The sequence below is a fragment of the Catellatospora sp. IY07-71 genome, from assembly GCF_018326265.1.
Classification (GTDB): domain Bacteria; phylum Actinomycetota; class Actinomycetes; order Mycobacteriales; family Micromonosporaceae; genus Catellatospora.
The window spans coordinates 7,677,907-7,689,592 of record NZ_AP023360.1 but is presented as its reverse complement, the minus strand read 5'-3'; the positions used below and the strand labels follow the sequence as shown (position 1 = coordinate 7,689,592).

Genomic DNA, 11,686 nt, shown 5'->3' with positions numbered 1-11,686 from the left:
CAGGGGGCGGGGCAGTTGACTCATCCCATGTCGCTGGCCGCGTTCAACGACCTGCCGCAGGCGCAGGCCGAGGAGGAGCTGCTGGCCTGCTGCGCCGCGGCCGCCTGGGCGCGTGCGGTGGCGGCCGGGCGGCCGTACCCCGGCCACGCCGAGCTGCGCGAAGTCGCGGCGGGGGCGGTGGCCGCACTGTCCTGGCCGGACATCGCGCAGGCCCTGGCCGCGCACCCGCGCATCGGCGAGCGGGCCGCGGGCGCGAGCCGGGAGGCGGCGTGGTCTCGGCAGGAGCAGTCCGGTGCCACGGCGGCCGGCGAGCAGACCGCGACCGCGCTTATCGACGCCAACCGGGCGTACGAGAAGCGCTTCGGCCACGTCTTCCTCATCTTCGCCAGCGGGAAGTCGGCGGAGCAGATGCTGGCGGCGGCCCGGGAGCGGCTGGGCCACGACGAGGCGACCGAGCGCGAGGTGGTACGCCGCGAGCTGACGGCGATCACCCTGCTGCGCCTGGAACGGTTGGTGACGGCGTGACGCTTTCCACGCACGTGCTGGACACCTGCCGCGGCGAACCGGCCGCGGACGTGCAGGTGACGCTGCAGCGGCTGGGGCAGTACGGCTGGGTGACCGTGGCGACGGGGGCCACGAACACCGACGGGCGGCTGTCGGACTGGGTGCCGGCCGAGCAGTGGCTGGTGGGTCGCTACGGCCTGCGCTTCGACGTCGCGGCGTACCAGGGGCTGGGCAGTTTCTTCCCCGAGGTGACGGTCGTGTTCGACGTGACCGACCCGGCGCGGCACCTGCACGTGCCGCTGCTGCTGAGCAAGTTCGGTTACACCACCTACCGGGGGTCCTGATGGCGATCCACCTGGGGCCCAACCGCTACGGCAAGGCGGAGTGCCGCCTGGTCGCGGTGGCCCGGGACGGCGAGCGGCACGCGCTCACCGACCTGAACGTGAGCACCCGGCTGGCCGGCCGCCTCGACGCCACCCACCTGACCGGCGACAACAGCGACGTGCTGCCCACGGACACGCAGAAGAACACGGTGTACGCGTTCGCGCGGCAGGGCATCGGCGCGATCGAGGAGTTCGGGCTGGCGCTGGCCCGGCACTTCGTCGCCGGCACGGACGCGGTCGAGCGGGCGCAGGTGCACGTCGAGGCGTACGGCTGGCGGCGGCTGGGCGGGCACTCCTTCGCCCGCGCGGGCGACGAGGTGCGCACCGCGACGCTGACCGCGACCGCCGGGCAGGCGTGGGCGGTCGGCGGGCTGCACGGGCTGACCCTGCTGAACACGACGGGCTCGGAGTTCCGCGGGTTCCCCCGGGACCGGTACACGACGCTGCCCGAGGCGAGCGACCGCATCCTGGCCACGGCCGTGGACGCCCGGTGGCGCTTCGCCTCGCTGGAGGTGGCCTGGGACGCCGCGTTCGAGCAGATCCGCGGCCACCTGATCGCCGCTTTCGCGGAGACCTACAGCCGGTCCCTGCAGCAGACGCTGTACGCGATGGGCGAGCGGGTGCTCACGCACGTGCCGGAGGTGGCCGAGGTGCGGCTGGCGCTGCCGAACCGGCACCACTTCCTGGTGGACCTGTCGCCGTTCGGGCTCGACAACCCGGACGCGGTGTACTTCGCGGCCGACCGGCCGTACGGGCTGATCGAGGGCACGGTGCAGCGCGACGACGCGCCGCCGCCGGGGCTAGCGTGGGACCTGGGAGCGGCCTGATGGACTTCCTGAACCCGGTGACCTGGGCCGATGCGCTGAAGATGAAGGCGGAGCGGCCCGACGCGGTGCCGATCGCGGGCGGCACCGACGTGATGGTCGAGCTGAACTTCCACCGGCGGCGGCCCCCGGCGCTGCTCGACCTGACCCGGATCGGCGAGCTGAGCACCTGGGACCTCGACAGCGGCATGCTGCGCCTCGGTGCCGGAGTCAGCTACGCGCGCATCATGGCGGAGCTGGGCGACCGCCTGCCGGGGCTGGCCATGGCCGCGCGCACGGTCGGTTCGCCGCAGATCCGCAACCGGGGCACGGTCGGCGGCAACCTCGGCTCGGCCTCCCCGGCCGGTGACGCCCATCCGCCGCTGCTGGCCGCGGGGGCCCGGGTCGAGCTGGCGTCGGTACGCGGCACCCGGCTGGTCCCCGTCGACGAGTTCTTCACCGGGCCCAAGCGCAGCGTGCTCGCGCCCGACGAGCTGATCGCGGCCGTGCTGGTGCGCCCCGCCGCCGGCCCCGAGCAGTTCTCGAAGATCGGCACCCGGAACGCGATGGTGATCGCGGTCAGCTCGTTCGCGCTGGCCCTGCACCCGGACCGGCGCGCGGTCGGCACCGGGATCGGCTCGGCCGCGCCCACCCCGCGCCGGGCCGCCGAGGCGGAGTCGTTCGCCGCCGGGGAGCTGCCCTGGGACACCCTCGGCGCGCTCGACCCCGACGTCGTACGGCGCTTCGGGGAGCTGGTCGCGGCGGCCGCCGCCCCGATCGACGACGTGCGCGGCACGGCCGCGTACCGCCGCCACGCGCTCGCCGTGCTGGCACGGCGCACGCTGACCTGGGCCTGGAGGGACCTATGCGGGTGAGGTGCACGGTCAACGGAGTGGACCGGACCGCCGACGACGTCTGGGAGGGCGAGAGCCTGCTCTACGTGCTCCGTGAGCGGCTCGGCCTGCCCGGCAGCAAGAACGCCTGCGAGCAGGGCGAATGCGGCTCGTGCACGGTGTACCTGGACGGCACCGCGGTCTGCGCCTGCCTGGTCGCCGCGGGCCAGGCCGCCGGGCGCGACATCCGGACCGTCGAGGGGCTCGCCCCCGAGGGCGGGCTCGACCCGGTGCAGCGCGCGTTCCTGCGGGCGGGCGCGGTGCAGTGCGGCTTCTGCACGCCGGGCCTCATCGTCTCGGTGCACGACCTGCTGGCCCACAACCCGCACCCCAGCGACCCGGAGATCCGCGAGGCGCTGGCCGGGAACCTGTGCCGCTGCACCGGCTACGAGAAGATCATGGACGCGGTACGGCTGGCCGCCGCGGACGGGGCGGGGGCGGCATGAGAACCGTCGTCAACGGGTGCGCGATCGCGACGGTCGACGCCGTCGGCACCGAATACCCGCACGGGCACCTGGTGCTCGACGGGGACCGGATCAGCGCGGTCGGCGCGGGCGGCTTCGACGGGCCCGCCGACCAGGTCATCGACGGCCGGGGCTGCCTGGCCACGCCCGGCCTGGTCAACACCCACCACCACCTCTACCAGTGGGCCACCCGGGGGCTCGCGCAGCAGAGCAACCTGTTCGACTGGCTGGTCGAGCTGTATCCGGTGTGGGCGGGGCTGGACGACGAACTGGTGTACGTCACCACGTCCGCCGGGCTCGGCGCGCTGGCCCTGTCCGGCTGCACCACCGCCGCCGACCACCACTACGTGTTCCCGCGCGGCTCCGGCGACCTGATCGGCACCCAGGCCGAGGCGGCCGCGGCGATCGGCGTACGGCTGCACGCCTGCCGTGGCTCGATGGACCTCGGCACGTCGCAGGGCGGGCTGCCGCCGGACAGCATCGTCGAGTCCACCGGCGCGGCGCTGGCCGCGACCGCCGAGGCGATCGAGCGGCACCACGACCCGTCGCCGTCGTCGCGGATGCGCGTCGCGGTCGCGCCGTGCTCGCCGTTCTCGGTCACCTCCGACCTGATGCGCGAGGCCGCGTCGTTGGCGCGGGCGCACGGGGTGCGCCTGCACACGCACCTGGCCGAGACGGTCGAGGAGGACGCGTTCTGCCGCGAGCGCTTCGGCTGCACGCCCGTCGAGTACGCCGAGAAGCTCGGCTGGCTCGGCGACGACGTGTGGCTCGCGCACGGCGTACACCTCGACGACGGCGCGGTGGCCCGGCTCGGCGCCACCGGCACCGGCGTGGCGCACTGTCCCAGCTCCAACGCCCGGCTCGGGGCCGGGACCGCGCGGGTGCGCGACCTGCTCGACGCGGGCGCGCCGGTCGGGCTGGGCGTCGACGGCGCCGCCTCGCAGGAGGCCGGGGAGCTGGGGCCGGAGCTGCGGCAGGCGATGCTCGCGGCCCGGTTGCGGGGCGGCCCGGCCGCGCTCACCGCCCGTGAGGCGCTGGTCCTGGGCACCACCGGCGGGGCCCGCTGCCTGGGCCGCGACGGGGAGCTGGGCAGCCTGGAGCCGGGCAAGCTCGCCGACGTCGTGCTGTGGCGCCTGGACGGCCTCGGCCACGCCGGCATCGAGGATCCGGTCGCGGCGCTGGTCTTCGGCCCGCCCGCCCCGGTCGAGGCGGTGCTCGTCGGCGGGCAGCTCGTGGTGCGTAGCGGCCGACTGATCCACGCCGACGAGGACTCCCTGGCCCGCGACCTCACCCGGGTCAGCCGCACCCTGCTGCGAAAGGCGGGCCGATGACCACGGTGCATGTGGGGCTGCCGGCGGCGGTGGACGGTGGGGTGGGGGCGAGTCCGCAGCGGCCGGACGGGCGGCTGAAGGTGACCGGCGAGTTCGCGTTCTCGTCGGATCTGTGGGCCGACGACATGCTGTGGGGCGCGACGCTGCGCAGCCCGCACCCCCGAGCGCGGATCACCGCGCTGGACATCGGCCCGGCGCTGCGGGTGCCGGGCGTGTACGCCGTGCTGACCCACGAGGACGTGCCGGGCGCGCCGCTGTACGGCCTGGAGCACGTCGATCAGCCGGTGCTCGCCGCCCGGGAGATCCGTTACCAGGGTGAGCCGATCGTGATCGTGGCCGCCGACCATCCGGAGACCGCGCGCCGCGCGGCCGCCCTGGTCGAGGTCGGCTACGACGTGCTCGACCCGGTGACGGAGCTGGAGGCGGCCCTCGACCCGGCCGGTCCGCAGGTGCACGCGGACCGGCCGAACCTGCTGCGCCACGTGCCGATCCGGCGCGGCGACCCGCACGCCACGGCCGCGGTGGTGGTGACGGGCGAGTACGAGGTCGGCATGCAGGACCAGGCCTTCCTCGGCCCGGAGTCCGGCCTGGCCGTGCCCGCCGAGGACGGCGGGATCGACCTGTACATCGCCACCCAGTGGCTGCACGTGGACCAGCGGCAGGTCGCCGCGTGCCTGGGCCTGCCGCCCGAGAAGGTGCGGCTCACCCTGGCCGGGGTGGGCGGCGCGTTCGGCGCGCGCGAGGACCTGTCCATGCAAGTGCACGCCTGCATGCTGGCGCTGCGCACGGGCCGCCCGGTGAAGATGGTGTACGGCCGCGAGGAGTCGTTCTTCGGACACGTGCACCGGCACCCGGCGCGGCTGCGCTACGAGCACGGCGCCGACGCCGACGGCCGGGTCGTCTACGTCAAGGCGCGCATCCTGCTCGACGGGGGCGCGTACGCGTCCAGCACCGGCGCGGTGGTGGCCAACGCGGCGACGCTCGGCATCGGCCCGTACGACGTGCCGAACGTGGTCATGGACGCGTACGGGCTCTACACGAACAACCCGCCGTGCGGGGCGATGCGCGGCTTCGGCGCGGTGCAGGCGTGCTTCGCGTACGAGTCGCAGATGGACAAGCTGGCCGCCGCGCTCGGCCTGGATCCGGTGGAACTGCGGGTGCGCAACGCGCTGACCACCGGCGACCGGATGCCGACCGGGCAGGTCGTGGAGGGCCCGGCGCCGGTCGCCGAGCTGCTCCGGCTGGTCCGGGAGCGGCCTCCGGCGCCCGCGGTGGGCGACTTCCTGCCCGGCGGCACCGCGAACACGACCCGGGGCGAGGGCGTGGTGCGCGGCGTCGGGTTCGGCATCGGCATCAAGAACGTGTGCTTCTCGGAGGGCTTCGACGACTTCGCGACGGCCCGGGTGCGGCTGGAGCTGATCGGCGGGCGGCCCGCGGTGCTGGTGCACACGGCCGCGGCCGAGGTCGGGCAGGGCCTGGTCACGGTACAGGCGCAGATCGTGCGCACCGAGCTGGGCGTCGAGCAGGTCACCATCGCCCCGGCCGACACCGCCGTGGGCAGCGCGGGCTCGTCGTCGGCGTCGCGCCAGACGTACATGACCGGCGGCGCCGTACGCGCCGCCTGCCAGGCCATCCGCACCCGCCTGCTGGAGAGGTTAGGAAGGGCACCTTCTACTACGGAAAACGATAAGAAGGTGCCCTTCCTTTCGGAGGAGGAGATCGCGGATCTTCTCGGGGAGGGGGCGATCGAGGAGACGGTGGAGTGGCGGCACCGGCCGACGTATCCGCTGGATGAGGAGACGGGGCAGGGGGACGCGCACGTGCAGTACGCGTTCGCGGCGCATCGGGCCACCGTGGACGTCGATCTGGAGCTGGGGCTGGTGAAGGTGGTCGAGATCGTGACCGCGCAGGACGTCGGCAAGGCGGTGAATCCGGGGGCCGTGGCGGGGCAGATCCAGGGCGGCACGGCGCAAGGGCTCGGGCTGGCGCTGATGGAGGAGATCCAGGTCGTGGACGGGAAGGTGCGCAATCCGTCCTTCACCGACTATCTGCTCCCTACGATCATGGACATGCCACCGATGTCGCTGGACGTGCTCGAGCTCGCCGACCCGCACTCGCCGTACGGGCTGCGCGGCGTCGGAGAACCGCCTACGATCTCGTCCACACCGGCTGTGGTGGCGGCGATACGCGCCGCAACCGGCGCGGCGCTGACCCGGGTGCCCGTGCGGCCCGAACACATCGTGGGAGTGTGAGTGACCGACATCCTGAGCCCCGCGGCGGTCGAGTTCGTCACCGAGCTGCAGCGCCGCTTCCGGCCCCGCCGCGATGAGCTGCTCGCCGCGCGGGCGCGCCGGCAGGAGGAGCTGGACCGGACCGGCACGCTGGACTTCCTGCCGGAGACCGCGCCCATCCGCCAGGCCGAGTGGACGGTCGCCGACGCGCCGCCGGACCTGGTGGACCGCCGCGTCGAGATCACCGGCCCGACCGAGCGCAAGATGACGATCAACGCGCTGAACTCGGGCGCGAAGGTGTGGCTGGCCGACCTGGAGGACGCGAACACCCCGCACTGGGCCAACGTGGTCGGCGGCCAGCGCAGCCTCTTCGAGGCGGTGCGCCGGACGATCAGCCTCCAGCAGGGCGACAAGCTCTACGCGCTGCACCCGGGCCCGCTGCCCACCATCGTGGTGCGCCCGCGCGGCTGGCACCTGGACGAGCGCCACTTCGAGGTGGACGGCTCGCCGGGCGTGGCCGCGCTGGTCGACTTCGGGCTGCACTTCTTCCACAACGCCGCCGAGCTGCTCGCGCGCGGCAGCGGGCCGTACTACTACCTGCCCAAGATGGAGAGCCATCTGGAGGCGCGGCTGTGGAACGACGTGTTCTGCGCCGCGCAGGAGATGCTGGACATCCCGCACGGCAGCATCCGGGCCACCGTCCTGATCGAGACGATCACCGCCGCGTTCGAGATGGACGAGATCCTCTGGGAGCTGCGCGAGCACGCCAGCGGCCTGAACGCGGGCCGGTGGGACTACCTGTTCAGCCTGATCAAGAAGTTCCGGGCGCACGCCTCGTTCACGCTGCCGGACCGGGCCGACGTGACCATGGCCGCGCCGTTCCTGCGGGCGTACGCGCAGCTGCTGGTGAAGACCTGCCACCGGCGGGGCGCGTTCGCGATGGGCGGCATGGCGGCGTTCATCCCGAACCGGCGCGACCCGGAGGTCACCGCGACCGCGCTGGCCAAGGTGCGCCAGGACAAGGAGCGCGAGGCCGCCGACGGCTTCGACGGCTCCTGGGTGGCCCACCCGGACCTGGTGCCGGTCTGCCTGGAGGTCTTCGAGAAGGCGCTCGGCGGGCAGCCGAACCAGCTCGACCGGCAGCGGGCGGACGTGCACGTGGACGCGAACGACCTGCTCGACGTGAGCACGGTGCCGGGCGCGATCACGCGCGCCGGCCTGCGCACCAACATCGACGTCGGCATCCGGTACATCCAGTCCTGGCTCAACGGCAACGGCGCGGCGGCCATCAACAACCTGATGGAGGACGCCGCCACCGCCGAGATCTCCCGCTCCCAGCTGTGGCAGTGGATGCACAACGGGGCGGCGCTCGACGACGGCACCCCGATCACCCGCGAGCTGCTGGAGCAGCTGATCGAGGCGGAGATGGCCACGCTCGGGCCGGACTTCGCCACCGCCCGCAAGCTCTTCGAGCAGGTGGCGCTGGCCGACGACTTCACCGAGTTCCTGACCCTGCCGGCCGGCGAGCTGATCGACTGATGTCGGCACCGGCCGGAGAGTTCCTGGGGGTGCCCCGGGAGCCGCGCGACGGGACGAGCCGGGTGCCGCTGCCCGAGCTGGACCGGCGGCTGGCCGTGGCCGACGGCGTGCTGCGCGACCGGTGGCCCGGCGAGCCGGCCGGGCGCCAGCCGCTGCACACCGTGTACGTGCCCGCCGACCGGGTGCGCACCGGACTGGCCCGGCGCTGGGGCGAGCAGGCGCTGGCCGCGCTGTCCGAGCACGGGCTGCCCTACCCGGACGAGCTGCACGAGCGGATCGGCCGGAAGCTGGCGACGGAGCCGATCGAGGACTTGCGGGTCGACTTCGAGGACGGCTACGGCCGCCGCGAGGACGCCACCGAGGACGCGCACGCCCGCGCCATGGCCGCGTTCATCGCGGGACGCCCGGCGCCGTTCTGCGGCATCCGGATCAAGAGCCTGGAGGCCGACACCCGGGCGCGGGCGGTGCGCACGCTGGAGCGGTTCCTCGACGCACTGGGCACCATCCCGCCCGGCTTCGTGATCACGCTGCCCAAGGTCAGCTCGGTGGAGCAGGTCGAGGCCATGGTGTGGCTGTGCCGCCTGCTCGAACCCGCCGCCGGGCAGCTGCGTTTCGAGCTGCAGGTGGAGATGCCGCAGGCGGTGCTCGGGCCGGACGGCCGGTGCCCGCTGCCCGCGATGATCCACGCCGCCCAGGGCCGCTGTACGGGGCTGCACTACGGCACGTACGACTACTCGGCGGCGCTGGGCATCGCGGCGGCGTACCAGTCGATGGAGCATCCCGCGGCCGACCACGCCAAGGCGGTCATGCAGGTCGCGGCGGCGGGCACGGGCGTACGCGTCGCGGACGGCTCGACCAACGTGCTGCCCGTCGGCGGCACCGCCGCCGTGCACGCCGCGTGGGCGCTGCACCTGCGGCTGGTCCGCCGGAGCCTGGAGCGCGGCTTCTACCAGGGCTGGGACCTGCACCCGGCGCAGCTGCCGACGCGCTACGCGGCGGCGTACGCCTTCTTCCGGGAGGGTGCCCCGGCCGCCGCGACGCGGCTGCGGGCGTGGCTGGCCGGCCGCGACAGCGCCGCGCAGCGCGACAGCGGCGCCCGCGACACCGGCTACCTGGACGAACCCGCGACGGCGCGGGCCCTGGCCGGATTCCTGCGACGCGCGCTCGAATGCGGCGCGCTGGACTCCGGCGAATTCGGCGTCGATCGATATATGCTGGACGGGCTGTGAACTACGATCTCATCCTCCGCTCGCGCCGGACGCTGCTGCCCGGCGGCGAGCAGCCCGCCGACGTCGGCATCCGGGACGGCGTGATCGCCACCGTCGCCGGGCACCAGGCGCTGACCGGCCACGACGTGATCGACCTCGCGGAGTGCGCGCTGCTGCCCGGCCTCGTCGACACCCACGTGCACGTCAACGAACCCGGCCGCACCGAGTGGGAGGGCTTCGACACCGCCACCCGGGCCGCCGCGGCGGGCGGCGTCACCACGATCGTCGACATGCCGCTGAACTCGATCCCGCCCACCGTGGACCCGCACGCCCTGTGGGTGAAACGGGCCGCGGCGGCCGAGCAGTGTTATGTGGACGTCGGCTTCTGGGGCGGCGCCGTGCCGGGCAACCTGAAGTCGCTGCCCGCGCTGCACGAACAGGGCGTGTTCGGGTTCAAGGCGTTCCTCATCGACTCGGGCGTGCCCGAGTTCCCGCCGCTGGACCCGGCGGGGCTGGCCGACGCGCTGGCCGCCGTGGACGCGCTGTTCGTGGTGCACGCCGAGGACCCGGCGCTGGTCACCGAGGCGCACGGCGCGCACTTCGCCGACTTCGTCGCGTCCCGCCCGGCGCGGGCCGAGGCGAGCGCCGTCGCCGCGGCGATCGAGGCGGCCCGGCACACCGGGGCCCGGGTGCACATCCTGCACCTGGCCGCCGCCGACGCGCTGCCACTGCTCGCCGCCGCCCGGCGCGAGGGCGTCCGGGTCACCGCCGAGACCTGCCCGCACTATCTCGTGCTCGACGCGGCCGACGTGCCCGACGGGGCGACGCAGTACAAGTGCTGCCCGCCGATCCGGGACCGGTCCCACCAGGACGCGCTGTGGGAGGCGCTGGCCGACGGGCTGATCGGCTGCGTGGTGTCGGACCACTCGCCGTGCCCGCCGGAGCTGAAGCGCGGCGACTTCGGCAGCGCCTGGGGCGGCATCGCGTCGGTGCAGCTCGGCCTGCCGCTGGTGTGGACGGCGGCGCGGCGGCGCGGGCACAGCCTGGCGGACGTGGTGCGCTGGATGGCCGCCAACACCGCCGACCTGGTCGGCCTGGGCCGCAAGGGGCGCATCGCCGAGGGCGCCGACGCCGACCTGGTCGCCTTCGACGCCGACGCCGAGTTCACGGTGGACGCCGCCACGCTGCTGCACCGGCACCACGTTTCGCCGTACCACGGCCGTAAGCTGCGCGGCGTGGTCCGCGACACGTGGCTGCGCGGACGCCTCGCCGGCGCCGAACCGATCGGCCGCCTGCTCGAACGGGGCCGCCCGTGACCGCCGAGCAGAGGGAGGCGAGCGCGTGACCTTCGAGGAGCTGCTGGATCTGGCCTCGCGCAACGTCGGGGGCAGCGTCGTCGCGGCCAACGACGAGTTCTTCGCCGAGCGCGACAACCTGATCAACCCGTGGGCGCCCACCTTCACGCCGCGCACCTTCGGCGCGAAGGGCCAGGTGTACGACGGCTGGGAGACCCGCCGCCGTCGCGAGCCCGGCCAGGACCACGCCGTGCTCCGGCTCGGCGTGCCCGGCGTCGTGCACGGCGTCGTCGTCGACACCGCGTTCTTCACCGGCAACTATCCGCCCGAGGCGGCGGTGGAGGGCTGCCGCCTGCCCGGCTACCCGTCCCCTGACGAGCTGGCCGGGGCCGACTGGTTTCCCCTGGTCGAGCGCGCGGCGCTGCACGGCGACACGCGCAACCGGTTCACCGTCAGCGCGGGCCGCGTGGTCACCCACGTCCGGCTCACCATCCACCCCGACGGCGGGGTCGCCCGGCTGCGCGTGTACGGCGAGCCCGTGCCCGACCCCGAGCTGCTGCCCGACACGTGCGACCTGGCCGCGGCCGAGATCGGTGGGCGGGTCACCGACTGCAGCGACCGCTTCTACGGCTCGCCCGGCAACCTGCTGCTGCCGGGCCTGGCCGCGAGCATGGGCGAGGGCTGGGAGACGCGGCGGCGCCGCGACGACGGCAACGACTGGGTGCGGGTACGCCTGGCCGCGCCGGGCGTGATCCGCCTGGCCGAGCTGGACACCTCGCACTTCAAGGGCAACGCCCCGGGCTGGGCGCGGCTGACCGGCGGCGACGGCGAGCCGCTGCTGCCCCGGGTCCGGCTGCAGCCCGACACCCGCCACCGGTTCCGGCTCGCCCACGACGGGCCGGTGGGCGAGGTGCGCCTGGACATCTACCCCGACGGCGGCATGGCCCGGCTGCGCCTGTACGGCAGCCTGACGGCCGGCGCCCGGGAGAGGCTCGCCGCACAGTGGGCGGATCGGGAGGCAGGGGGAGGATGAAG

Annotated in this window: 11 protein-coding genes; all 11 read left to right on the top strand. The window is 74.4% G+C overall.

The genetic code is table 11. The annotated features are described in order from the left end of the window. Window positions 1–27 precede the first annotated feature (27 nt). From uraD to alc, 11 genes are read left to right on the top strand one after another with little or no spacing between them, the layout of a single operon-like run. Window positions 28–525 (top strand): 2-oxo-4-hydroxy-4-carboxy-5-ureidoimidazoline decarboxylase, encoded by a 498-nt coding sequence (gene uraD / locus CS0771_RS34390; protein WP_212844878.1) that lies wholly within the window; start codon window positions 28–30, stop codon window positions 523–525. Continuing rightward, on the top strand, window positions 522–848 hold the full coding sequence (gene uraH / locus CS0771_RS34385; RefSeq protein ID WP_203746561.1) for a hydroxyisourate hydrolase: 327 nt from the start codon (window positions 522–524) through the stop codon (window positions 846–848). Before uraD ends, uraH begins: the two co-directional genes overlap by 4 nt. Next, window positions 848–1,714: a factor-independent urate hydroxylase gene (pucL, locus tag CS0771_RS34380; protein ID WP_212844877.1), complete on the top strand. Its 867-nt coding sequence runs from the start codon at window positions 848–850 to the stop codon at window positions 1,712–1,714. The genes uraH and pucL overlap by 1 nt, the downstream gene beginning before the upstream one ends. Continuing rightward, window positions 1,714–2,565 carry a xanthine dehydrogenase family protein subunit M gene (locus tag CS0771_RS34375; protein ID WP_212844876.1) on the top strand — a complete coding sequence of 284 codons (852 nt, stop codon included), beginning with the start codon at window positions 1,714–1,716 and terminating at the stop codon, window positions 2,563–2,565. The genes pucL and CS0771_RS34375 overlap by 1 nt, the downstream gene beginning before the upstream one ends. Beyond that, window positions 2,556–3,029, top strand: a complete 474-nt coding sequence (locus tag CS0771_RS34370; protein WP_212844875.1) for a (2Fe-2S)-binding protein — start codon at window positions 2,556–2,558, stop codon at window positions 3,027–3,029. The genes CS0771_RS34375 and CS0771_RS34370 overlap by 10 nt, the downstream gene beginning before the upstream one ends. After that, entirely contained in the window at window positions 3,026–4,378 is a 1,353-nt protein-coding gene (locus CS0771_RS34365) for an 8-oxoguanine deaminase (RefSeq protein ID WP_212844874.1), read from the top strand. The genes CS0771_RS34370 and CS0771_RS34365 overlap by 4 nt, the downstream gene beginning before the upstream one ends. Beyond that, window positions 4,375–6,630, top strand: coding sequence for a xanthine dehydrogenase subunit D (gene pucD / locus CS0771_RS34360; protein WP_212844873.1), 2,256 nt, complete (start codon window positions 4,375–4,377; stop codon window positions 6,628–6,630). The genes CS0771_RS34365 and pucD overlap by 4 nt, the downstream gene beginning before the upstream one ends. Then, a complete protein-coding gene (aceB, locus tag CS0771_RS34355; RefSeq protein ID WP_212844872.1) occupies window positions 6,631–8,148 on the top strand; it encodes a malate synthase A in 1,518 nt (505 codons plus the stop codon). Then, window positions 8,148–9,377, top strand: coding sequence for a hypothetical protein (locus tag CS0771_RS34350; protein WP_244871207.1), 1,230 nt, complete (start codon window positions 8,148–8,150; stop codon window positions 9,375–9,377). The genes aceB and CS0771_RS34350 overlap by 1 nt, the downstream gene beginning before the upstream one ends. Continuing rightward, window positions 9,374–10,672, top strand: a complete 1,299-nt coding sequence (gene allB / locus CS0771_RS34345; protein WP_244871206.1) for an allantoinase AllB — start codon at window positions 9,374–9,376, stop codon at window positions 10,670–10,672. The genes CS0771_RS34350 and allB overlap by 4 nt, the downstream gene beginning before the upstream one ends. Window positions 10,673–10,697: 25 nt before the next feature. After that, window positions 10,698–11,684: an allantoicase gene (alc, locus tag CS0771_RS34340; RefSeq protein WP_212844870.1), complete on the top strand. Its 987-nt coding sequence runs from the start codon at window positions 10,698–10,700 to the stop codon at window positions 11,682–11,684. The last annotated feature ends 2 nt before the right edge of the window (window positions 11,685–11,686 follow it).

Excerpts from the sequence above, each read along its gene's own strand:
- CS0771_RS34370 (WP_212844875.1), top strand. The coding sequence starts at position 2,556 with ATGCGGGTGAGGTGCACGGTCAACGGAGTGGACCGGACCGCCGACGAC.
- pucD (WP_212844873.1), top strand. The coding sequence starts at position 4,375 with ATGACCACGGTGCATGTGGGGCTGCCGGCGGCGGTGGACGGTGGGGTG.
- CS0771_RS34350 (WP_244871207.1), top strand. The coding sequence starts at position 8,148 with ATGTCGGCACCGGCCGGAGAGTTCCTGGGGGTGCCCCGGGAGCCGCGC.
- CS0771_RS34375 (WP_212844876.1), top strand. The coding sequence starts at position 1,714 with ATGGACTTCCTGAACCCGGTGACCTGGGCCGATGCGCTGAAGATGAAG.
- pucL (WP_212844877.1), top strand. The coding sequence starts at position 848 with ATGGCGATCCACCTGGGGCCCAACCGCTACGGCAAGGCGGAGTGCCGC.
- CS0771_RS34365 (WP_212844874.1), top strand. The coding sequence starts at position 3,026 with ATGAGAACCGTCGTCAACGGGTGCGCGATCGCGACGGTCGACGCCGTC.
- uraD (WP_212844878.1), top strand. The coding sequence starts at position 28 with ATGTCGCTGGCCGCGTTCAACGACCTGCCGCAGGCGCAGGCCGAGGAG.